Consider the following 21,324-nt stretch of genomic DNA (forward strand, 5'->3'; position numbering starts at 1 on the left):
CGCGCAATGGCGCCGAAAAGGCAAGTCGGGTCCTTGCGCGATGGTCAGCGCGAGTTCAGGGAGCAAGGGGCAAGGTCGGTCGTTATACCGGTGGAAGGATCAGGCGGAAAGGATCAGGTTCATGCGTAAATTCACAATCGGGGCGGCCGCCGTGTCGCTCGCTGCGATCGCGGTCGCGGGTTGCACCACTACGGGGATGGGGACCGGCTATTCGAACAATGGCGTCGGGGCCACCTTCACCTGGACCGAAAATGCGGGCACCCGCGGCTCGATGGTCGCGCAGCTGACCAACGGTCAGGTGTTCCAGGGTCCCTATTTCCAGATCACCTCGGAAAGCACGGTAATGTCGGACTACGACCCGCTGTGGTACGGCTGGGGCGGACGCTTCGGCTATGGCCGCTACGGCAGCTGGGGCGGCGGCTGGGGCGGTCGTCCGTTCGGCTGGGGCTGGGGCGGATGGGGCCCGTGGGGTCCCGAGCGCGAGACGATCACCCAGTACAGCGGGCAGGTGCTCGCCAACCTGGCGGGACCGGGCGGCTATATGCGCTGCCACTTCACGCTGATGCGGCCGAGCGCGGGCATGGTCGCGGGCGGAGTCGGCGAATGCCAGCTGCCGACCGGCAACGTGATCCACGCCCAGTTCGGGCCGGGGCGCTACCGCTAAAGGGCGGCGTCTTCGACGACAGGATCGGCGCGGCGGGCATCGCGAGGTGCCCGCCGCGCTTTTTTTCATGGGCTCGAAAAAGAGTGGACGCGGGGCGGCTTCGGCGCTTTTGTGTTAGCGCGAACATCGGAGGGGAGCGTGATGAGGATGGACCGGCGCGACATGCTGGCGTCGATCGCCGGCGGCGCGGCGCTGAGCGCGAGCCCGGCGGGGGCGCGGGCGGTGGCGCCGGCGCGCGACCCGTGGCGACGCGGGATCGAGGGACAGCGGATCGCCGATCTCGGCGACGGGCGCTATCGCAACCCGATCGTCGGCGGCGACCATCCCGACCCGACGATCGTCCGCGACGGCGCCGACTATTACATGACCTTTTCCTCGTTCGAGGCGCTTCCCGGGGTGATGGTCTGGCACAGCCGCGACCTCGTCAACTGGCGGCCGCTGGGACCGGCGCTGACCGCCAACATCGGCTCGGTCTGGGCGTGCGATATCGGCAAGCACGACGGGCGCTTCTTCATCTACATGCCGGTGCTGACCGAAAAGCGCGGCTTCCGGATCTTCGTCACCACCGCCGCGCGGCCCGAGGGGCCGTGGAGCGAGCCGGTCGACATCGGCATCGACGGGTGCATCGACCCCGGGCATGTCGTCGGCGAGGACGGGCACCGCTACCTGTTCGTCAACGGCATCCGCAAGGTGCGCCTGAGCGACGACGGGAGCCAAGCGGTCGGGCCGGTCGAGCCCGCCTACCAGCCGTGGCACTATCCGGCCGACTGGATCGTCGAGGATTTCGCGCCCGAGGGGCCCAAGCTGCTGAAGCGCGGGGGCTATTTCTACCTCGTCACCGCGGTCGGCGGGACCGCCGGGCCGCCAACCGGGCACATGATCATCGTCGCGCGCTCGCGCTCGGTCCACGGGCCGTGGGAGAATTGCCCGTACAACCCGGTCGTCCGCACGGTGAGCGAGGACGAGCCATGGTGGTCGCGCGGGCACGGCACCCCGGTCGAGGGTCCGGCGGGGGACTGGTGGATCGTCTACCACGGGTACGAGAACGGCTATCGCCCGCTCGGGCGGCAAGCGCTGCTCGAGCCGGTCGAGTGGACCGCCGACGGCTGGCTGCGCGCGCGCGGCGGCGACCTGTCGCGGCCGATCCCCAAGCCGCGCGGCGGGGTGGCGGGTGCGGCGGGGATGGCGCTGTCGGACGATTTTCGCGGGTCTCGACTGGGGCCGCAGTGGAGCTTTCACCACCCCGGCGCGGCGGGCTTGTCACGCACGCGGTTCGACGGGGCGGGGATGCTGCTGGCGGCGGCGGGGAGCGGGCCGGGGGACAGTGCGCCGCTGACGATCACCGCGCCCGACCGCGATTACGCGGTCGAGGTCTCGTTCGACCTGTCGCCGGGGGTCGAGGCGGGGCTGACGCTGTTCTACAATTTCCGGGCGTTCGTCGGAGTCGGGTTCGACGGCAAGTCGATCCGCACCTACACCTCCGGCGAGCGGCAGCCGTGGATGGACCGGATCATGCCCACGCGAAACGTGCGGGTGCGGATGACCAACGTGCGGCAGGTCGCGACCTTTTACACCTCGCTCGACGAGGGGCGGAGCTGGCAGCTCAACGACCTTCGCACCGACGTCACCGGCTACAACCACAACACGTTCGGCGGCTTCCTCGCGCTTCGCCCCGCGATCTATGCGAGCGGGGCCGGGTCGGTGCGGCTGCGCGACTTTCGCTACCGCGCGCTCGGCTAGGCGCGGGGGAGGGCTGCTGACCGCCGAGGATCAGCAGGTCAGCAGCACCTCGCGCGTGCGGATCGGCTCGTCGAAGCCCTTGAGCTCGGCGCGCTGGATGTCGGCGAATTTCATCCCCTTGCCGAGGCACAGCTCGGCGATGCCGTTGGTGACCAGCACCTTGCCGGGTTCGGCATGGGCGCACAGCCGCGCGGCAAGGTTGACCGTCGAGCCGAACAAATCGTCGCCGCGCTCGATCGGCTCGCCCGCGGCGGCGCCGATGCGCACCTTGAAGTCGGGGCGGCCCTCGGCCGGCACCAGCGCTTCGACCGCGGCCTGGATGCGGCACGCGGCCTTGACCGCCTGAACCGGCGAGACGAACACCGCCATGATCCCGTCACCGGTGTGCTTGACCACCCGCCCGCCATGTTCGCCGACCGCCGCGCGGACGATCGCGTCATGGGTGTCGACCAGTTCGAGCGCGACCTCGTCGCCGAGCCGCTGCGCAAGGTGGGTCGAGCCGACGATGTCGGTGAACATGATGCTTCGCACCGCCGTGTCGGGCTGTTTCGAGTCGGGGAACAGCGCGCAGCCGGCACTGTCGATCCCGGTGTTGCCGAGGAAGCTGTCGGCCATGTCGGGGTCGATCTCGATGATCTTTTCGGCGACGAGGCCGTGCGCTTCCTGGTGAACCCTGATCGCGGCTTCGACATTGGGCGCCTCGACCAGGCAGAACACCTTGCCGCACTTCTCGTTGAGCCAATATTTGCGGTAGTCGACGCCGTAGCGGCCCTGCACCGCGCGGTCGGCCTCGTGCGCTTTCTTCAGGTCCTCCGCCGTGGCCCCAGGGACGGTATGGACGTCGAGATAAAGCGGCATCGCGAGGCCCCCTTTCCTGCCGCCCCCGCGACTAGCATCTTTTGGTGGGTGCGTAAAATCGGGCACGGGCCTATGAACGGCCGATGGCGACCTCGCTCACCCTCGCGTCGGACCTCGATCCGCTCGCCGATGTCGGGCTTCCCGGCTGGCTCTATCACGACGCCGATTGCCACGCCGCCGAGCTGCGCGCCTTCCTCCGCGCGAGCCCGCAGGTGGTGTGCCACGACAGCGACATTCCCGCGCCGGGCGACTGGCGGACGATCGACCTGTTCGGCGAAAGCATCGTCGTGGTGCGCGGCGACGACGGCGAGGCGCGCGCGTTCCACAACGTCTGCCGCCACCGCGGGTCGCGGCTGGTCGACGGCGAGGCGGGGTGCGCGAAGCTTCTCACCTGTCCCTATCACGCGTGGAGCTACGATCGTCAGGGGGCGCTGGTCGGGGTGCCGAGCCGGGGCGATTATCCGGGGCTCGACCCGGCGGCGCTGGGGCTGAAGCCGGTGGCGATCGAGCGGTGGAATGGCTTCCTGTTCGTCCGGCTCGAGGACGGGTTGCCGAGCGTGGCGGCGATGATGGCGCCCTATGCCGACGAGGTCGCGCCCTACCGGTTCGAGGAGTTGCGCGCGATCGGGCGAGTGACGCTTCGACCGCGCGACCTCAACTGGAAGACGATCGCCGACAATTACAGCGACCATCTCCACATCCCGGTCGGGCATCCGGGGCTGACCCGCCTGTTCGGGAAAAGCTATGCGATCGAGGCGAGCGAGTGGGTCGACCGGATGGAGGGCGAGCTTCGCGATACGCCGTCGGCCAACCCGAGCGAGCGCGCCTACCAGGCGCTGCTGCCGCGGGTCGATCACCTGCCCGAGAGCCACCAGCGCAAATGGCTCTACTACAAGATCTTCCCCTGCGTCGCGTTCGACATCTACCCCGACCAGGTCGATTTCATGCAGTGGATCCCGACCGGCCCGCGCACCAGCGTGATCCGCGAGATCAGCTATGCGATTCCCGACGAAAGGCGGCAGATGAAGGCGGCGCGGGCGCTCAACTGGCGGATCAACCGGCGGGTCAACGCCGAGGATACCGAGTTGATCGCGCGGGTGCAGGCCGGGATGGAAAGCCCGAGCTACGAGGCGGGACCGCTCGGGCGAAGCGAGGTTTGCCTGAGGAGCTTCGCCAAGCGGCTGCGCGACTTCATTCCCGAGGCGCGGTTGCCGCATCCGCCGCCGCCGGGCTGGGCCAGCGCCGCCGGCTGATCCAGCGGATCGGCAGGCCGATCAGCGCGAGGACGATTCCCCACAGCGTCGGCTGGAGCCCCGCGCCGACGAACATCGCGACCGCGTAAAGAATGCCGACGACCGCGATCCACGCGGTGCCGCCCATCACCTTTAGCCGGAGCGCGGCAGCGGCGGCGACCGCGTAGAGCAGCAGCGTCGCGACGGTCGAGATCAGCGTGATGAAGATGTAGACGCTGACGAACGAGGGCGAGGCGCTGAAGATCACCAGCAGCGCCGCGATCCCCGCGCCGAGCCACAGCGCGGGGGCGGGCGCGCCGCGCGCGTTGGTCCGCGCGAAGGCTGGGGGAAGGTCGCCAGCCTCGGCCAGCGACTGGCTGATTTCGGCCGAGATGAGCAGCAGCGCGTTGCCGGTGCCGAACGCGCTCACCGCCGCGACCAGCGCGACGACCAGCCCCGCGGTCGGGCCGAGCGCGGGGGCGATGGCATCTGCGAAGGGGGCGCTGCTATTGACGGCGAGCGCGCTCGGCAGGATCGCGAGCGTGGCGAGGGTGGCGATGAAGTAGAGCGCGCCGGTCAGCCCGGTGCCGATCATTGTCGCGCGCGGGACGACCGCCTGCGAATCGGCGGTGACCTTGGCGGTGGTCGCCGCGGCCTCGAACCCGGTCAGCGAGAAGAGCATCAGCGCGGCGGCGCCGATGATGCTGGCCGGGCCGAGCGCGACCGGGGCGAGTGGCTCGGCGTGGCCGCCGCCGCCGATCCGCGCGGCGAGGATCAGCGCGACGAGCAGCAGCGGGACGATCTTGACCAGCGTGGCGGCGACCTGGAGCCCGCCGGCCGAGCGCGCGCCCTGGAGGTTGACGACCAGCAGCGCGGCGATCGCGGCGAGCGAGACGATGACCAGTCCCGCGCCGCCAGCCGCCGCCGGAAAGACGTGGCCGAGCGCGCCCGCGACCGCGACGACCACCGCGGCGACCCCGGTCCATTGCGAGACGATGTAGCTCCACAGGGTGACGAAGGCGGCGCGGTCGCCGAACGCGGCGCGGATGTGGACATAAGGGCCGCCGGGCATCGCCGCCGCGAGCCGCGCGAGGCACCAGGCCAGCGTCATCGTCCCGGCGATGGTCAGCGCCCAGGCGAAGGGGATCGCGCGGCCAGACGGGGCGAGCGTGGCGGGGAGCAGGTAGATCCCCGAGCCGACCATCGTGCCGACGACCATCGCGAGGCTCATGAAGCGGCCGAGACGGGCGGGGGCTGGCGGCGGGGCGGGGGTCATCGGGCGGCGGCTCCGGGGTTGGCAAGACGGACGGGCGGGCCTAGGCCGCGCGGCCAACGACATAAGCAAATAAGGACGAGGATGCGCGCTTTTCTTTTTCCCGGGCAGGGCAGCCAGTCGGTCGGCATGGGCAAGGCGCTCAGCCAAGCGAGCGCGGCGGCGCGCGACGTGTTCGCCGAGGTCGACGAGGCGCTGTCGCAGAAGCTGTCGGCGCTGATGGCCGAGGGGCCCGAAGACACGCTCAAGCTGACCGAGAATGCGCAGCCGGCGATCATGGCCAACGCGGTCGCGGTGCTTCGCGCGTGGGGAATCGACCTGGCGGACAAGGCGGACTTCGTCGCGGGCCATAGCCTTGGCGAATATTCGGCGTTTTGCGCGGCCGGCACGTTCGACATCGCGACGGCGGCCAAGCTGCTGAAGCGGCGCGGGCAGGCGATGCAGGCGGCGGTGCCGGTCGGGGTCGGGGCGATGGCCGCGCTGCTCGGCGCCGACGTCGAGATGGCGCGGCGGATCGCGGCGGCGGCGGCCGAGGGCGAGGTGTGCGAGGTCGCCAACGACAACGACCCGTCGCAGGTCGTCATCTCGGGCCACAAGGACGCGATCGACCGCGCGATCGCGCTGGCCAAGGACATGGGCGCCAAGCGCGCGGTGGCGCTGCCGGTGTCGGCCCCGTTCCACTGCTCGCTGATGAAGCCCGCCGCCGACGCGATGGCCGAGGCGCTCGCCGGGGTGACGCTATCCGCGCCGTCGGTGCCGCTCTACGCCAACGTCACCGCGCAGGCGACCAGCGATCCCGATGCGATCGCCAGGCAGCTGGTCGAGCAGGTGACCGGCATGGTCCGTTGGCGCGAGAGCATCGCCAACATGGCCGCAGCGGGGGTTGGCGAGTTCGTCGAGCTTGGCGGCAAGGTGCTCGCCCCGATGGTCAAGCGGATCGCGCCCGACGCGACGGTGGTGAGCGTGGTGACGATCGAGGATATCGAGACCGCGTCGAAGGAGATCGCATGATGTTCGATTTGAGCGGCAAGACCGCGCTGGTGACCGGGGCGAGCGGGGGGCTCGGCTCGGCGATCGTCGAGGCGCTGGTGAAGCAGGGCGCGACGGTCGCGGCGTCGGGGTCGAACGCTACCAAGCTCGAGGCGTTCGCCAAGGGCTATGAGGCGGGCAAGGTGGTGCCGCTGGTCGCCAACCTGGGCGATGCAAGCGAGGTCGACGCGCTGGTCCCGGCGGCACTCGAGGCACTCGGCGGGAAGCTCGACATCGTCGTCAACAATGCCGGGATCACCCGCGACAATCTCGCGATGCGGATGAAGGACGAGGAGTTTGCCGAGGTGATCCGCGTCAACCTCGAGGCGGCGTTCCGCATCATGCGCGCGGCGATGAAGCCGATGATGCGCGCGAAGGCCGGACGGATCATCAACGTGACCTCGGTGGTCGGGGTCACCGGCAATCCGGGGCAGGCCAATTACGTCGCGTCGAAGGCGGGGCTGATCGGGATGAGCAAGGCGTTCGCGCAGGAAGTCGCGAGCCGCGGGATCACCGTCAACTGCGTCGCGCCGGGCTTCATGACCAGCGCGATGACCGACGCGCTGAACGATGCGCAAAAGGCGGGCATATTGGGGCGCATCCCGATGGGCGCGATGGGCGCGGGCGCGGATATCGGCGCCGCGGTGGTCTATCTGGCGTCCGACGAAGCCGGTTACGTCACCGGGCAGACGCTTCACGTGAACGGCGGGATGGCGATGCCGTAAGCGCCGAGAGCAAGCCGGATTTTGCCCGCAAAATCAGGCTTGGTCGAGAGACGCTGGAGGCCCGCCAGCCTCGCGCGAGCGAGGACTGACGTCACGCGATTTACTCGCGTGACGGCCCCGCATCGCCGCGATCGCCAGCACGCTGCACGCCGTCATCAGGCCGAGAGGGACCAGCGTCACCTGCGCGAATTGCCGCGCGAACAGCGGGGCGATCCAGGCGAGCGCGAGCAGCGACTTCTCCCACGCGCCCCAGCCATGGTCTTCCCCGTCCTTCCACAGGAAGCCGATGGCGAGCAGCAGAACGACATAGTCGTAATCGAGCACGTAGGGCGTCGCGATCAGCACCGCCGCGGCGGTCGCGGCGTTGCGCAGCAGTGGGCGCCCGCGCCACGCGAGCCAGGTCGCGGCGGCGGCGGCAGACAGGGTGAAGGCCGATTGCACCGCATAGGCCGGGGCGACGGCGAGCCCCCACGCGCGCACCGCCGAGAAGGGCGAAAAAATCTTGTACCAGCCGGTGTTGCCCTGTTCGATGACGACGTGGCGGGTGAGCGGCAGGCTGTCCGCGAACGCCTGCCACACCGGCCAGCCCCAGAGCGCGAGGGTCAGCCCGAGGAGCGCGCCTGCCGACAGGAGCGCGCCAGGGATCGCCGCCCAGCGGCGCGAGGCGATCACGACCAGCGGGAGGACCAGCGCGAACTGCGGCTTGTAGACGAGGCAGCCGAGCAGCAGCCCGGCGAGGAACGGCTTGCGGTCAAGCAGCAGCAGCCCGCCGCCCAGGAGCAGCGCGGTGAGGAAGCCGTTGTGGCCATGCGTCAGGCAGATCAGCGTGACCGGTGCGCCGACGATGAACAGCCAGCCGTCGCGGCGCCCGGTGAAGCGCTGCGCCGCGACCGCCAGCGGGCCGAGCGTCGCCGCCTGCCAGACGAGCAGCGCGGGGATATAGGGGAGCAGCGCGAGCAGACTGGCGACCAGCAGGAAAGGCGGCGGGTAGTGCCAGCCATAGACGTCGACCCCGGGCGAATGGTGGAAGGCGCGCTGCGCGGCGAAGTGGGTCGGCCAGTCCCACACCCGCGCCGCCTCGCCCGCCCAGGTCATCTTGCCCGCGACGTAGACCTCGGAAAAATCGGTGCCGAGCGGGCGGCCCTTCCAGTCGAGAGTGCCATGCGCAGTGACTGCGAAGAAGGCGAGTGTCGCGACACTCACGACAAGCATGACGATCGCGACTCGCCGAACGCGCGCCTCGTCGAGCCAGCTACCGTCGCGAATTGCCCCCATCAGGGTCACACTAGACCGAAATGATGACCGATTGCCTAGCGTCGGCGCGCCCTTGTCGCGCTTTTCGCGCCACCTATATCGCCGTCACGACATTCAACCTGCCGCTCGGGGGAGCGGTCGAGCAATTTTGTGAGAGGGCAAGTATATGGCCAAAGTGATCGGGATCGACCTCGGCACCACCAACAGCTGCGTGGCGGTGATGGAGGGCGGCAAGCCCAAGGTGATCGAGAATTCGGAAGGCGCGCGCACCACCCCGTCGGTGGTCGCTTTCACCAAGGACGGCGAGCGGCTGATCGGCCAGCCGGCCAAGCGCCAGGCGGTGACCAACCCCGACAACACGATTTTCGCGGTGAAGCGGCTGATCGGCCGCCGGTTCGACGACCCGGTGACCAAGAAGGACACCGAACTGGTCCCCTACCGGATCGTCAAGGGCGCCAACGGCGATGCGTGGGTGCAGGCCGGGGCGAAGGATTATTCGCCCTCGCAGATCTCGGCGTTCATCCTGCAGAAGATGAAGGAAACCGCCGAGGCGTTCCTCGGCGAGACGGTGACCCAGGCGGTGATCACCGTCCCCGCCTATTTCAACGACGCGCAGCGGCAGGCGACCAAGGACGCCGGGCAGATCGCCGGCCTCGAGGTGCTTCGCATCATCAACGAGCCGACCGCGGCGGCGCTCGCCTACGGGCTTGAGAAGAACGACGGCAAGACGATCGCGGTCTATGACCTTGGCGGCGGCACGTTCGACATCTCGATCCTCGAGATCGGCGACGGCGTGTTCGAGGTGAAGTCGACCAACGGCGACACCTTCCTCGGCGGCGAGGACTTCGACGCCAAGATCGTCGAATATCTGGCCGACAAGTTCAAGGCGAAGGAAGGGATCGATCTCAAGACCGACCGGCTCGCGCTGCAGCGGCTCAAGGAAGCCGCCGAAAAGGCGAAGATCGAGCTCAGCTCGGCGCAGTCGACCGAGATCAACCAGCCGTTCATCACCGCGCGGATGGAAGGCGGCGCGACGACTCCGCTCCACCTCGTCGAGACGATCACCCGCGCCGACCTCGAGAAGCTGGTCGCCGACCTGATCAACCGCACGCTCGAGCCGTGCAAGAAGGCGCTCAAGGACGCCGGGCTCGAGGCGAGCGCAATCGACGACGTCGTGCTGGTCGGCGGGATGACCCGCATGCCCAAGGTCCGCGAAGTCGTGAAGGACTTCTTCGGCAAGGACCCGCACACCGGCGTCAACCCCGACGAAGTGGTGGCGATGGGCGCGGCGATCCAGGCCGGCGTGCTGCAGGGCGACGTCAAGGACGTGCTGTTGCTCGACGTTACGCCGCTTTCGCTCGGCATCGAGACGCTCGGCGGGGTGTTCACCCGGATGATCGACCGCAACACGACCATCCCGACCAAGAAGAGCCAGGTCTATTCGACCGCCGACGACAACCAGAACGCCGTCACCATCAAGGTGCTTCAGGGTGAGCGCGAGATGGCGGCCGACAACAAGCTGCTCGGCAATTTCGACCTGGTCGGGATTCCGCCGGCGCCGCGCGGCGTGCCGCAGATCGAGGTTACTTTCGACATCGACGCCAACGGCATCGTCAACGTGTCGGCGCGCGACAAGGGCACCGGCAAGGAGCAGCAGATCCGCATCCAGGCGTCGGGCGGGCTGTCGGACGCCGACATCGACAACATGGTCAAGGAAGCCGAGCGCTTCGCCGACGAGGACAAGAAGCGGCGCGAGGGCGCGGAGGCCAAGAACCAGGCCGAGAGCCTTATCCATTCGACCGAGAGCCAGCTCAAGGAGCATGGCGACAAGATCGATGGCGGGCTCAAGTCTGAGATCGAGGCGGCGGTTGCCGAGGCGCGCACCGCGGTCGAGGGCGGCGAGCCCGAGGCGATGAAGGCCAAGACCGAGGCGCTGGCCGCGGCGGCGATGAAGATGGGACAGGCGATCTACGAAAAGACGCAGGCCCAGGGCGCCGACGCGACGACCGCTCAGCCGGGCGCCGAGAGCGCCTCGGCCGAGGCGCCGAAGGAAGAAGTCGTCGACGCCGAATTCTCGGAAGTCGACGAGGATCACAAGGGCTAATCGGGACATGCTGCGGGCGCCGTTTCGCGATTATGCGGAGCGGCGCCCGACGCGCGTAGTGGGGGCCCAGTCGTGACCACCGAAGATTATTACGAATTGCTGCAGGTCGATCGCGGGGCGGACGCCGCGACGATCAAGTCGTCGTACCGGCGGCTTGCGATGGAATGCCATCCCGACCGCACCGGGGGGTGCAAGCAGAACGAGGCGCGGTTCAAGGCGATCAGCGAAGCCTACGACGTGCTCAAGGATCCGCAGAAGCGTGCCGCCTACGACCGCTTCGGCCATGCCGCGTTTCAGAACGGCGGAAGCGGGGGCGGCAACCCCTTCGGCGGCGGCGGGTTCGAAGGCTTTTCCGACATTTTCTCGTCGATCTTTGGCGAGTTCATGGACCCGCAGGGCCAGCGCCAGAATGCCGCGCGCGGGGCCGACCTGCGTTACGACCTCGAACTGACGCTCGAGGAAGCCTTCACCGGAGTCGACAAGACCGTCGAGGTCGAGGCGCTCGCGCCGTGCGAGCCGTGCGGCGCGAAGGGCACGAAGGCCGAGGGCGGAGCGCAGCGCTGCGGCACCTGCGGCGGCGCGGGCAAGGTCCGCGCGCAGCAGGGCTTCTTCGTCGTCGAACGCGGCTGTCCGGCGTGCCTCGGCAGCGGGGCGACGATCGCCGACCCGTGCCCGTCGTGCCGCGGCGAGGGGCGGACGCTCAGCCGGCGCAAGCTCAACGTGTCGATCCCGGCCGGGGTCGATGAAGGCACCCGGATCCGGGTCACCGGCGAGGGCGAGGCCGGACTTCGCGGCGCGAGCGGGGGCGACCTCTACCTGTTCGTCCACATGAAGCGCCACCCGCTGTTCACCCGCGAGGGGACGACGCTGGTCGCCGACATGCCGATCAGCTTCTCGACCGCCGCGCTTGGCGGAACGGTGACCCTGCCCAACATCGACGGGTCGACGATCGAGCTGAAGATCCCAACCGGGATCCAGTCGGGCGAGATGCTCCGCCAGCGCGGGGCAGGGATGAGCGTGCTCAATCATCGCGGGCGCGGCGACTTGATGGCAAGGATCCTGGTCGAGACCCCGACCAAACTGAGCAAGGAGCAGCGCGCGCTGCTCGAGCAGTATCGCGCGACCGAGACCGGGGACGAGTGCCCGGCGAGCAAGGGCTTCTTCGCGCGGGTGCGCGAAGCGCTGAGCTAGGCGGTCTCGGCCTCGCGGCCCGACAATAGTTCGGTCAGCCGCTTGGTCATGGTGGCGCGGGTATAGGGCTTCTGAGCGACCATTCGCGCGCGGTGATTGTCGGGCAGCCGCGCCTGTTCGCCATAACCGGTGGCGAACATGAACGGGATGCCGAGCTGGGCGAGCCGGTCGGCGATCGGGAAGCTGTTCGAATTGCCGAGGTTGATGTCGAGGATCGCGACGTCTGGCGGGGTCGCCTCGATCGTGGCGATGGCGCCGGCGACGGTGCCCTCGGTCATCGCCTCGCGTGCGCCGAGCCGATAGAGGATGTCCTCGGCATCGAGCGCGATGATCAGGCTGTCCTCGACCAGCAGCACCCGCTTGCCCTTCAAGATGTCGTCCTGTTCGACCACCGGCGCGGGGCCGGTGCCTTCGAACTCGATTTCCTTTGGCGAGAAGCGGTTCGGCTCGACGATATGGGTCGCGGGGATGGTGAACTCGGCATTGAACCCCTCGGGGTCGTAATGGAGCTCCGCCTCGCCGCCCAGGTCGTAGGGCACGCTATGTTCGATGATCGTCGTGCCGAAGCCCTTGCGGGTCGGCGGCTTGACCGGGGGGCCGTCCTTTTCGCGCCAGTAGATCTTGAGCGCGTGGCTGTTGTCGCGCAGCCACTCGATTTCGACGCGGCCGCTGTCGCTGAGGCTGCCGTACTTGGCCGAGTTGGTGACGAGCTCGTGCACGACCAGCGCGATCGTCGAATAAGCCTGCGGGTTGAGCAGGACGGGATCGCCCTTGATCTCGACACGGTCCTTTTGCGCGGCGAGGAAGGCGGCGAGCTCGGCGTCGATCAGCTGCTTCAGGGGCGCCGGGCCCCAGTGATCGTCGGTGATCTGGTTGTGCGCGCGGGCGAGCGCGTGGATTCGCCCGTCGACCAGCGCGACAAATTCCTCGAGCGTGGTGCCTTCGGGCGGCTTCGACTGGCGGATGAGACCGCGGATCAGCGACAATATGTTGCGGACGCGGTGGTTGAGCTCGGCGATCAGCAGTTCCTGCCGCTCGCTGGCGGCGGCGCGCTCGCTCGACGCCTCGTCGGTCATCCGCAGCACGACCTCGATCAGCGTGGCGCGAAGCGTCTCGGCGACCCGCCGCTCGGACGCGGTGAACGGCATCGAGCGGCCGGTGACCGTCTCCTTCCACTCTTCGAAGCTCTCGCGCGGCGACAGGCGCGGACCGTTGGGGCCATAGTCGACCGGCTTGTGCGGGTCGCCCGCCCAGCGAACCGATTCGAGCCGCTCCTCGCGGAACAGCACGACATAGTCGCGCGGGGACCGGCTGATCGGGATCGACAGCAGCCCCGCCGCGCGGCCCTGGTAGCGTTCGGCCCCTTCGACCAGCCCGGCGATATGGTCGGTCGCGAACGTCTTGCCAGTCGCGACGGTGTTGAGGCGGCGGACGATGTCGGCGAAGCCCGATGTATCGGGGGTCTTGCCGCAAAAGGCGTAGTTGCCGTTGAGCCAGACCCCGACCCCGTCGGCGGGGATGGCGTGGGTCAAGATGTCGCTAAGCCAGTTCGGGTCCTTGAGCAGCGTCTCGTCCGAGGCGACCGCGCCGAGCAGCTGGTCGGAGATGTTGCGCGCGCGGCGCTCATATTCGACCGTCTCCTGCCGCACCCGGCTTTCGAGCCGCATCGCGAACATCTGGGCGAACAGCTCGGCGACCGAGCGTCGCTCGAAGCTGGGGCAACGCGGGCTGTAATGGTGGCAGGCGATCAGCCCCCACAGCTCGCCGTCGACCACGATCGAGATCGACATCGACGCGCGCACCCCCATGTTGCGCAGATATTCGATGTGGATCGGCGAAACCGAGCGAAGCACCGACAGCGACAGGTCGAGCGGCTGCTTGCGCTCGTTGAGCTGGGGCACGACCGGCACCGGCACCGCCTCGATGTCGGTGATGACGCGGAGCAGCGAGCGCTTGTAGAGCTCGCGCGCCTGCTTGGGGATGTCGGTCGCGGGATAGTGGAGCCCGAGGAAGCTGCCGATCCCCGACTTCACGCTTTCGGCGACGACATGGCCCGACAGATCCTCGTCGAAGCGATAGACCATCACCCGGTCGAACCCGGTCAGGGCGCGGACCTGCCGCGCGCCCTCGTTGTAAAAGGCCTTGAGGTCGGGGGCCTGGTCGAGCCGCGAGATCATGCTGCGCACGGTGCCGGTCGCGTCGCCGTAATTGCGCTCGGTCGAGGGCTCGCCCTCGATGATGATGACGCCATCGGACATGTGCAGTGCGACGTCGAACGCGCGGCCGTCGTCGACCAGCGCGCAGCGGAACATCCGCTCGATCGCGTCGGCGCCGCGAAGCAGCGCGAGCCGGTTGCGGAGCGAGTGGATCGCCTCGCCCGAGAAGAGGCTGGCGATCGGCTGGCCGATGATCGCGTCGGGCGTCGTCTCGAAGAACTCGCCGATGTTCGCCGAGGCGCGCGAGACGTACCAGTCGGTCGAAAGCGCGATGAGGAAACCGATCGGCTGGATCGCGCCGAGGAGGTGGATCGGTTCCCGGTCGCAATTGGTGAGGTCGACCGGCTCTTGAACGAATGACTGGCTCAAACTGCCCCGCTATTCCTGAACGCCAAACAACGCGAACGTCGAGAGCGCAGCGTCCCGGGCCCGACGTTGTTCCGCCTCCGTGTATAATTTCTGTTCGAGCAGCGCAATGAAACCGCGCCAGCGCCCCGGGGGCTGGACCGCGTCGAGGAAGCGGCGCGGCAAGCCCTCGCCGACCTGCCGCCGGAGCATCGCCCCGCCGAGCCTGGAACCTTCGAGCACGTAGGCGCCGCCGAGGATCGCCGCCTCGTCGTCGTAGCGCGGCGCGCTTGCCGGGGGCGGCAGGGCAACGCCCATGTCGGCGAGGTCGGCCGCGAGCAGCGCGCCGCGGCGATGCACGGACCAGTCGGGCATCAGCAGGTCGGCGCCCGCGGCGGTCAGCGCTTCCTCGGCCGGAAGGAAGGCGGCGGCGTGGGCGACGAGGAAGGCGGCGTAATCGTCGCGTTTGGCGAGGTCGAGCCCGGCGAACGAGGCATCGACCGCTTCGTGCGCGGCGCGGGTCTCGTCGCGCAGGAAACGATGCGCGCTCAAACGCGCGCGCCGAACACCCGCGCGAAGATCGTGTCGATCCGCTTGAGGTGATAGTCGAGGTCGAACAGCGCCTCGAGCTCCTGGTTCGACAGCCGCGCCGTCACCTCGGGATCGGCCTTGAGCAGGTCGAGCAGCTGGAGCTGCCCGTCGCTTTCCCATACCCGCATCGCGTTGCGCTGGACGAGGGCATAGCTTTCCTCGCGGCTGAGGCCCACCTGGGTCAGCGCGAGGAGCACGCGCTGCGAATGGATGAGGCCGCCCATGCGGTCCATGTTGCGCCGCATCCGGTCGGGATAGACCAGCAGCTTGTCGATCACCTGCGTCAGCCGCGCCAGCGCGAAGTCGAGCGTGATGCAGGCGTCGGGGCCGATGAACCGCTCGACCGACGAATGCGAAATATCGCGCTCGTGCCACAGCGCGACATTCTCCATCGCCGGGACGACCGCGCTGCGGACCACCCGGGCGAGGCCGGTCAAATTCTCGGTCAGCACCGGGTTGCGCTTGTGCGGCATCGCGCTGCTACCCTTCTGCCCGGGGGAGAAATATTCCTCCGCCTCGAGCACCTCGGTGCGCTGGAGGTGGCGGATTTCGACCGCGAGCCGCTCGATCGAGCTGGCGACGACGCCGAGCGTGGCGAAAAAGGCGGCGTGGCGGTCGCGCGGGATGACCTGCGTGCTGGTGGGCTCCGGGACCAACCCCAGCTCCGCGGCGACATGCTCCTCGATCGCGGGATCGATGTTGGCGAAGGTGCCGACCGCGCCCGAGATGGCGCAGGTGGCGATGTCGTCGCGCGCGGCCTTCAGGCGGGCGCGGTTGCGGTCGAACTCGGCATAGGCCTGCGCGAGCTTGAGCCCGAAGGTCACCGGCTCGGCGTGGATGCCGTGGCTGCGCCCAATCGTCGGGGTCAGCTTGTGCTCCTTGGCGCGGCGTTCGAGCACGGCGAGCAGCGCGTCGAGGTCTTCGAGCAGCAGGTCGGCCGATTGCTTGAGCTGGACCGCGAGGCTGGTGTCGAGCACGTCGCTCGAGGTCATGCCTTGGTGCAGCCAGCGCCGTTCGGGGCCGAGTTTCTCGCCCGCCCAGGTGAGGAAGGCGATGACGTCATGCTTGGTCACCGCCTCGATCGCGTCGATCGCGGGGACGTCGATTTCGCCGAGCACGTCGGCGTCATAGGCCTTGCGGATCGTCGCAGCGTCCTCGGCCGGGATCATTCCGATCCGGCCCATCGCCTCGGCGGCGAATACCTCGATCGCCCACCAGATGCGGTAGCGGTTTTCGGCCGACCAGATGGCCGACATGGCGGGGCGGGAATAGCGGGGAACCATGGCCGCGCGGCTAGCAAAGGCGACCGGGGGTTGCAACGCGGCGCGCACGGCCTAAAGTGAACCACATGGTTCAGTATGAAACCGAGTCGCTCGATCGTTCTTTCGCCGCACTGGCCGATCCGACGCGGCGTGGGGTGCTCGAGCGGCTGGCGCGCTCGGACGCGTCGATCAGCGCGCTCGCGGCGCAGTTCGGGATGACGCTGACGGGAATGAAGAAGCATGTCGGGGTGCTCGAACAGGCGGGGCTGGTCGCGACCACCAAGATCGGGCGCACCCGCACCTGCCGGCTGGGGCACCAGGCGATGAAGGACGAGGCGGCGTGGATCGAACGCTATCGGAAAAGCTGGGAGGAACGGTTCGACGCGCTCGACCGGCTGCTGGCACGCGAAAAGGAGAAGAAGCATGACTGAGACGAGCACGATGCAGCCGACCCACGCGAACCGCGTGTCGGATACCGAGACCCGGGTCGAGCGGCGGTTCGACGCGCCGGTCGAGCGGGTGTTTGAGGCGTGGAGCCGGCCCGAGCTGTTCCGCCAGTGGTGGCTCCCGGCGACTTTCGGGCTGACGATGGTGTCGTGCGAGATGGATGTCCGCACCGGCGGCAGCTACCGGCTCGAGATCGGTCACCCGCAGTCGGACCAGCCGATGGCGTTCCATGGCCGCTATCTCGAGGTCGTGCCGAACGAGAAGATCGTGTGGACCAACGAGGAAGGCGGCGAGGGCGGCCAGGTGACGACGGTGACCTTCGCCCCCGACGGCGCAGGCACGCGGCTGACCGTCACCGACAGCTTCCCGAGCAAGGAAGCGCTCGATGCCGAGATCGGCTCTGGGGCGATGGAAGGGATGCCCGAACAGCTGGCGCAGCTCGACCGGCTGCTCGGCGGCGCGGCGGCCTAGGCGGGAGACGCCTGCCCGGCGAGCCAGTCGGGCAGGACGATCCGCGACGCCTGCGCGGGCGGCTCGACGGATAGCCGCGTCAGCCGCCCGTCCGCCAGCCTCGCCTCGACCACGGTGCGGCCGGGCGCATGGAGGCGGAAGTCGACGTCCCAGTCGCGCGGCCAGGCGGGGAACAGGTGGATCGCCTCGCCCGGGGTCTGCATCAGCATTTCCTGGAGCGCGATCATCCCCGACCCGCCCCAATTATGGTCGGGCGCCCAGTCGTGCCCCGGCCCCCAGAAGGTCGGATAGCGGCGCGGGGCGTCGTCGAGCTTCCTGCCGACCAGCGTCGCCGCCTCGTCGGTGAGGCCAAGCCGCGCGCAGAAGATCGGGTCCTGGTGCCAGCTGACGATGCCGCGCTGCGCCTCGGTATCGACGCCGTGGTGCCAGGTGTCGCGCGCGAGCTGGAGGTCGGGGCGTCCGACGCCGTACTGGCCGTAGGGGAAGACCGGGTAGAGCTGCGGGATCTCGACGTTCTGGATGCGGTCCCACAGGTTCGCCGGGGCGATCACCCGGTGGCCGTTCAATTCGCGCAGCGCGATCGGGGGGAGGCTCGCGCGCATCGCCGCGAAGCGCTGGCGGAGCGCGGGACCGACCATCCGATCGGGCAGCGCGAGCAGCGCGCACAGCACCGCGTCGAGCCCGGCGATGGTGACGGTCGAATTGACCGCGTTCTTGTAGGTCTCGCACGCGGTGCCGGGGTAGAAGACGAGGTGGCCGTCGGGGTCGAGCTCGCGCCCGGCGATGCGGCGCTGCTCGCGGCGGTAATGCTCGTCGAAAAAGGTCAGGCAGCTGTCGATGAAGCCGAGGTCGCCGGGGCGCTCGGCGCCGGTGAAGCGGACCGTTTCGAGCATCATCAGGCAGAATTCGAGGACCGTGTCCCACAGATAGTCGACGAACGGGTTGTCCTGGATTCCCGGCAGGTTGGCGACCGCATGGTCCCACGCGCGGTGCCAGCCCCATTCGCGCCCGCAGGCGAGCCCGAAATTCTCGATCTGCTCGACGAAGCAGGCGCCGCGGTGCCCCCAGTAGGTGCGGGTGCGAAGCTCGGCGGTCGCCTGGATTCGGCGGTAGAAATCGAGCTGCGGGGTCATCAGGTCGGAATCGCCGCTCTTGAGCATCGGCCAGTGAACCAGCCGCTGGTTCTGCGCGGTGAATTCGCCCCCGCCCCACGCGCGAAAATCGGGGGTCATGCGCTTGGCCGGGTCGATATATTCGGGGTCGGTGGTGAAGTTGCCGCCGTTGAACTTGGTCGGCCAGCGCCCGCGCGCGTTGGTGCCAAGCTGGTGGCGGAACAGCTGGTAGTTGCGCCCGATCCGCCACGGCAGGCTGTCGGGGCGCGGCGGGCCGGGCTGGACGACGATATGGCTGCGGTTCCAGAAGGCGCGCCACCACGCCCGGCTGCGCGTGCGCGACCGGTCGGGCGGGGCGGCGGTGCGGTGAAGCCGCGCGATTCCGGCGCGCCAGTCGTCCAGCGAGGCGTCCTGTTCGGTGCGGCAGGCGATCGACAGCGCGTGGCGGCGCGCGCGGGCGCGGCTGGCGAGCGACCAGCCGGTGAAGTCGGTCGAGGCGTAGCGGCCGCTCGTCTGCCCCTCGGGAACGAGCCGCGGCCCGCCCATCAGCAGGCCGAAGGTGAGATTGGCGAGCGGATTGAAGCAGCCGGCCTTGTGCGCCGCCAGCCCCTGCTGTTCGAACATCAGGTCGAACACCGTGTCGGCGTCGCGGTTGCGGTGGTGCGCGAGCACCCCGCCCGCGGCGAAGCCGACCGTGTCGGCGAACTGGCGCGGGACGACCGGCGCGCCGTCGTCATAGGCGCGGTGCATCGACATTTCGTCGGGGGTGTAGTCGCGGTCGCGCTGCCGCCAGTTCTCGTAGGTCGCGACGATCCGCACGGGCTCGGGCGAATCGACGCGAAGGTGGATCACCGGCTGCTCGACATCGACCCACAGCGCGATCTCGACCGCGCCGAAGCGGACCAGCGTTTCGCCGTCGGCGAGGCGCAATGTCTGGAGGAAGGGCGCGCCGGCGGGCGGCGGCGGATCGAGCGTCAGGCGGACCCGGCCGAGCTTCAGATAGCTGTTGGTCTCGTCGAACGCGCCGCTCTGCTGGACGTAGAACAGGAGCGCGCCGCCTTCGGCCCAGACGTTGAGCCCGATGTCGTGCGCCCCGCACGGCATCGACGCGCCGGCGTTGGCGCTTTGGCTGGTCCAGCTCGGGGCATAGGCGTCGAGCCAGTCGGCCGGGGCTTCGTCGGGCGCGGCGGCGGTCGCGCGCGCGGCGGCGGGGAGCGGGACGCCGCCGAGCGCGCCGAGCGCGGTCATCCCCTTCACCGTCCGCCGCTTCGATCGATCCATGAGGTCTGACTCCGACTGGCCCGGGCCAGGTCGGCCCGAGGGATTTCAGGCATTTCCGCCGCTGGCCGTCCGCCGCTCCGGATCGCGGGTCACCGGGTGCGTTTGCGCAGGCTTGGGTCGTCGAGTGTGCGGCGGCGGACTATTTGGCCTCCGACGGTTCGGCGACGTAAATCTCGCGCCAGTTCGCCGGATAGGCATCCGAATATTCGACCGGACCGCCATCGTTGGGAAAGCGCAGATAGGTATCGCCGTCACGGAGCAGCGTCTTGCCGTCCGAATTGCGTGACACTTCGCGGAAGGTCTTCACGCTCTGGTCGTTTTCCTCGATCCATTTCGACCCGTCGAACGACAGGCTTCCGCCGGGAATCCGGTAGACGGTGGGAAGCGCCTTGGCGGTCGCCGGCGACGGCGTTGACGGCGGTGCCTGCGGAGCTTGCGCGACCGTGGCGGGCGTCGGCGTCGGATCGTCGACTGCCGACTTGTCCGCGCTTTGCGCCTGTTCGGCGGGCTTCGGATCGTGACCGGAAAACAGCGGCAGGGCCGTCGACTTGAGCGCCAATATGGCCGCCACGATACCGCCGAGGCCGATCAGCCAACCCTGTATCGTTCGCATGAACTTCGGCGGCGACCCCGCGTCGGCGCCAGTCGGATCATCGCTATTGTCGGCCATTGTTCGTCTCCCCCCGTTACGCGGACCAGTCCGACCTTTATGTCACTTCCCGCGACGCTAGGCCATGAGGAAGGAAGTTCCCTAGATCAGCCCCATCGCCTTCATGCTGGTGCGGCCCTGGCTGCCGACGATGACATGGTCGTGGACGGTCACCTTGATGTGGCGGCCCGCCTCGATCAGGTCGCGGGTCAGGCGGATGTCCTGCTGGCTCGGGCTGGGGTCGCCGCTGGGGTGGTTGTGGACGATGATCAGCGCCGTCGCGCCGAGCTGGATCGCGCGGGCGATCACCTCGCGGACATGGACCGCGGCCTCGTCGACGCTGCCGCGCCACAGCGCCTCGTTGGCGATCAGCAGGTTCTTCGCGTTGAGGAACAGGATGCGCACTTCCTCGACCGCCGAATGGCCCATCGTCGCCTGCAGATAGTCGCCGAGCGCGTCCCAGCTCGACAGCAGCGGGCGGCCCTCGATCCGCGTTTCGAGCAGGCGGCGCGCGCTCGCCTCGGCGATCTTGAGCGCGCCGATCACCCCGTCGCTGAGCCCCTCGCGTCGAAGCGCATCGGCGTCGGCGCCGAGCAGCGGCCCGATCCCGCCGAACCGCGCGATCAGCGCCTTGGCCTGTGCCTTGGTGTCGCGGCGGGGAATGGCGAGCGCGAGCAGATACTCGACCAGCTCATGGTCGAGCAGCGCGCTGTCGCCACCCTCGAACAGCCGCTGGCGAAGCCGGGCGCGGTGGCCGCTGTTGGGATTGGCGGGGGACGGGTCGGCGGTCATCGCCGGGCGATGCTAGCCGGTCACGCGCGCAAGGCAATCCGGTACAGTGGCGGAACGGTCGGCGGCGCGGACGGTTAACCCTCGCGCG

At 69.0% G+C, this 21,324-nt stretch carries 18 protein-coding genes; 9 read left to right on the forward strand and 9 right to left on the reverse strand.

Annotated elements, in window-relative coordinates:
• Positions 1-121: 121 nt before the first annotated feature.
• Both ABDK56_RS11215 and ABDK56_RS11220 read left to right on the forward strand, forming a co-directional pair.
• Positions 122-664 carry a hypothetical protein gene (locus ABDK56_RS11215; RefSeq protein WP_349808366.1) on the forward strand — a complete coding sequence of 181 codons (543 nt, stop codon included), beginning with the start codon at positions 122-124 and terminating at the stop codon, positions 662-664.
• 141 nt (positions 665-805) lie between these two features.
• A complete protein-coding gene (locus ABDK56_RS11220; protein WP_349808367.1) occupies positions 806-2,404 on the forward strand; it encodes a family 43 glycosylhydrolase in 1,599 nt (532 codons plus the stop codon).
• Between the two features lie 30 nt (positions 2,405-2,434).
• On the opposite strand, the gene ABDK56_RS11225 is transcribed toward ABDK56_RS11220, so the two are convergent.
• Positions 2,435-3,262, reverse strand: coding sequence for a nickel-binding protein (locus ABDK56_RS11225; RefSeq protein ID WP_349808368.1), 828 nt, complete (start codon positions 3,260-3,262; stop codon positions 2,435-2,437).
• An 83-nt stretch (positions 3,263-3,345) separates the two neighbouring features.
• On the opposite strand from ABDK56_RS11225, the gene ABDK56_RS11230 reads away from it, so the two are divergent.
• The gene (locus tag ABDK56_RS11230) at positions 3,346-4,515 is read left to right on the forward strand and encodes an aromatic ring-hydroxylating oxygenase subunit alpha (protein ID WP_349808369.1); all 1,170 of its coding nucleotides are present in this window, start codon (positions 3,346-3,348) and stop codon (positions 4,513-4,515) included.
• Here ABDK56_RS11230 and ABDK56_RS11235 read toward each other — a convergent pair.
• Positions 4,454-5,770 carry an APC family permease gene (locus ABDK56_RS11235; RefSeq protein ID WP_349808370.1) on the reverse strand — a complete coding sequence of 439 codons (1,317 nt, stop codon included), beginning with the start codon at positions 5,768-5,770 and terminating at the stop codon, positions 4,454-4,456. The genes ABDK56_RS11230 and ABDK56_RS11235 overlap by 62 nt on opposite strands.
• An 81-nt stretch (positions 5,771-5,851) precedes the next feature.
• On the opposite strand from ABDK56_RS11235, the gene fabD reads away from it, so the two are divergent.
• Both fabD and fabG read left to right on the forward strand, forming a co-directional pair.
• Positions 5,852-6,778 (forward strand): ACP S-malonyltransferase, encoded by a 927-nt coding sequence (fabD, locus tag ABDK56_RS11240; protein ID WP_349808371.1) that lies wholly within the window; start codon positions 5,852-5,854, stop codon positions 6,776-6,778.
• Entirely contained in the window at positions 6,778-7,521 is a 744-nt protein-coding gene (gene fabG, locus ABDK56_RS11245) for a 3-oxoacyl-ACP reductase FabG (RefSeq protein ID WP_349808488.1), read from the forward strand. Before fabD ends, fabG begins: the two co-directional genes overlap by 1 nt.
• Positions 7,522-7,554: 33 nt before the next feature.
• Here the strand turns inward: fabG and ABDK56_RS11250 are convergent, their stop codons facing one another.
• Positions 7,555-8,796: a glycosyltransferase family 87 protein gene (locus tag ABDK56_RS11250; protein ID WP_349808372.1), complete on the reverse strand. Its 1,242-nt coding sequence runs from the start codon at positions 8,794-8,796 to the stop codon at positions 7,555-7,557.
• Positions 8,797-8,941: 145 nt separating this feature from the next.
• On the opposite strand from ABDK56_RS11250, the gene dnaK reads away from it, so the two are divergent.
• Positions 8,942-10,879, forward strand: a complete 1,938-nt coding sequence (gene dnaK / locus ABDK56_RS11255; protein ID WP_349808373.1) for a molecular chaperone DnaK — start codon at positions 8,942-8,944, stop codon at positions 10,877-10,879.
• Between the two features lie 72 nt (positions 10,880-10,951).
• Entirely contained in the window at positions 10,952-12,070 is a 1,119-nt protein-coding gene (dnaJ, locus tag ABDK56_RS11260) for a molecular chaperone DnaJ (RefSeq protein WP_349808374.1), read from the forward strand.
• Here dnaJ and ABDK56_RS11265 read toward each other — a convergent pair.
• Genes ABDK56_RS11265 through purB form a run of 3 tightly spaced genes read right to left on the reverse strand, consistent with a single transcriptional unit; the run spans position 12,067 to position 16,505 of the window.
• Positions 12,067-14,655, reverse strand: coding sequence for an HWE histidine kinase domain-containing protein (locus ABDK56_RS11265; protein ID WP_349808375.1), 2,589 nt, complete (start codon positions 14,653-14,655; stop codon positions 12,067-12,069). The two genes, dnaJ and ABDK56_RS11265, sit on opposite strands and share 4 nt — an antisense overlap.
• A 9-nt stretch (positions 14,656-14,664) precedes the next feature.
• The gene (locus tag ABDK56_RS11270) at positions 14,665-15,183 is read right to left on the reverse strand and encodes a biliverdin-producing heme oxygenase (RefSeq protein WP_349808376.1); all 519 of its coding nucleotides are present in this window, start codon (positions 15,181-15,183) and stop codon (positions 14,665-14,667) included.
• Positions 15,180-16,505 (reverse strand): adenylosuccinate lyase, encoded by a 1,326-nt coding sequence (purB, locus tag ABDK56_RS11275; protein WP_349808377.1) that lies wholly within the window; start codon positions 16,503-16,505, stop codon positions 15,180-15,182. The genes ABDK56_RS11270 and purB overlap by 4 nt, the downstream gene beginning before the upstream one ends.
• 65 nt (positions 16,506-16,570) lie before the next feature.
• Between purB and ABDK56_RS11280 the strand changes: the two genes are divergently transcribed.
• Both ABDK56_RS11280 and ABDK56_RS11285 read left to right on the forward strand, forming a co-directional pair.
• Positions 16,571-16,915, forward strand: a complete 345-nt coding sequence (locus tag ABDK56_RS11280; protein WP_349808378.1) for an ArsR/SmtB family transcription factor — start codon at positions 16,571-16,573, stop codon at positions 16,913-16,915.
• The gene (locus tag ABDK56_RS11285) at positions 16,908-17,402 is read left to right on the forward strand and encodes an SRPBCC family protein (RefSeq protein ID WP_349808379.1); all 495 of its coding nucleotides are present in this window, start codon (positions 16,908-16,910) and stop codon (positions 17,400-17,402) included. Before ABDK56_RS11280 ends, ABDK56_RS11285 begins: the two co-directional genes overlap by 8 nt.
• Here the strand turns inward: ABDK56_RS11285 and ABDK56_RS11290 are convergent.
• From ABDK56_RS11290 to radC, 3 genes are all read right to left on the reverse strand, one after another.
• Positions 17,399-19,795, reverse strand: a complete 2,397-nt coding sequence (locus ABDK56_RS11290; protein ID WP_349808380.1) for a DUF5703 domain-containing protein — start codon at positions 19,793-19,795, stop codon at positions 17,399-17,401. The genes ABDK56_RS11285 and ABDK56_RS11290 overlap by 4 nt on opposite strands.
• A 139-nt stretch (positions 19,796-19,934) precedes the next feature.
• A complete protein-coding gene (locus tag ABDK56_RS11295) occupies positions 19,935-20,465 on the reverse strand; it encodes a hypothetical protein (RefSeq protein ID WP_349808381.1) in 531 nt (176 codons plus the stop codon).
• A gap of 81 nt (positions 20,466-20,546) precedes the next feature.
• Positions 20,547-21,236 carry a RadC family protein gene (gene radC / locus ABDK56_RS11300; RefSeq protein ID WP_349808382.1) on the reverse strand — a complete coding sequence of 230 codons (690 nt, stop codon included), beginning with the start codon at positions 21,234-21,236 and terminating at the stop codon, positions 20,547-20,549.
• Positions 21,237-21,324: the final 88 nt, after the last annotated feature.

This window comes from Sphingomonas sp. ASV193 (genome assembly GCF_040203355.1).
Classification (GTDB): domain Bacteria; phylum Pseudomonadota; class Alphaproteobacteria; order Sphingomonadales; family Sphingomonadaceae; genus Sphingomicrobium.

Coding starts and splice junctions, on each gene's coding strand:
- dnaK (WP_349808373.1), top strand. CDS start 8,942: ATGGCCAAAGTGATCGGGATCGACCTCGGCACCACCAACAGCTGCGTG.
- ABDK56_RS11280 (WP_349808378.1), top strand. CDS start 16,571: ATGGTTCAGTATGAAACCGAGTCGCTCGATCGTTCTTTCGCCGCACTG.
- ABDK56_RS11285 (WP_349808379.1), top strand. CDS start 16,908: ATGACTGAGACGAGCACGATGCAGCCGACCCACGCGAACCGCGTGTCG.
- ABDK56_RS11295 (WP_349808381.1), bottom strand. CDS start 20,465: ATGGCCGACAATAGCGATGATCCGACTGGCGCCGACGCGGGGTCGCCG.
- ABDK56_RS11250 (WP_349808372.1), bottom strand. CDS start 8,796: ATGGGGGCAATTCGCGACGGTAGCTGGCTCGACGAGGCGCGCGTTCGG.
- ABDK56_RS11225 (WP_349808368.1), bottom strand. CDS start 3,262: ATGCCGCTTTATCTCGACGTCCATACCGTCCCTGGGGCCACGGCGGAG.
- radC (WP_349808382.1), bottom strand. CDS start 21,236: ATGACCGCCGACCCGTCCCCCGCCAATCCCAACAGCGGCCACCGCGCC.
- fabD (WP_349808371.1), top strand. CDS start 5,852: ATGCGCGCTTTTCTTTTTCCCGGGCAGGGCAGCCAGTCGGTCGGCATG.
- ABDK56_RS11220 (WP_349808367.1), top strand. CDS start 806: ATGAGGATGGACCGGCGCGACATGCTGGCGTCGATCGCCGGCGGCGCG.
- ABDK56_RS11215 (WP_349808366.1), top strand. CDS start 122: ATGCGTAAATTCACAATCGGGGCGGCCGCCGTGTCGCTCGCTGCGATC.
- ABDK56_RS11230 (WP_349808369.1), top strand. CDS start 3,346: ATGGCGACCTCGCTCACCCTCGCGTCGGACCTCGATCCGCTCGCCGAT.
- ABDK56_RS11235 (WP_349808370.1), bottom strand. CDS start 5,770: ATGACCCCCGCCCCGCCGCCAGCCCCCGCCCGTCTCGGCCGCTTCATG.
- ABDK56_RS11290 (WP_349808380.1), bottom strand. CDS start 19,795: ATGGATCGATCGAAGCGGCGGACGGTGAAGGGGATGACCGCGCTCGGC.
- fabG (WP_349808488.1), top strand. CDS start 6,778: ATGTTCGATTTGAGCGGCAAGACCGCGCTGGTGACCGGGGCGAGCGGG.
- purB (WP_349808377.1), bottom strand. CDS start 16,505: ATGGTTCCCCGCTATTCCCGCCCCGCCATGTCGGCCATCTGGTCGGCC.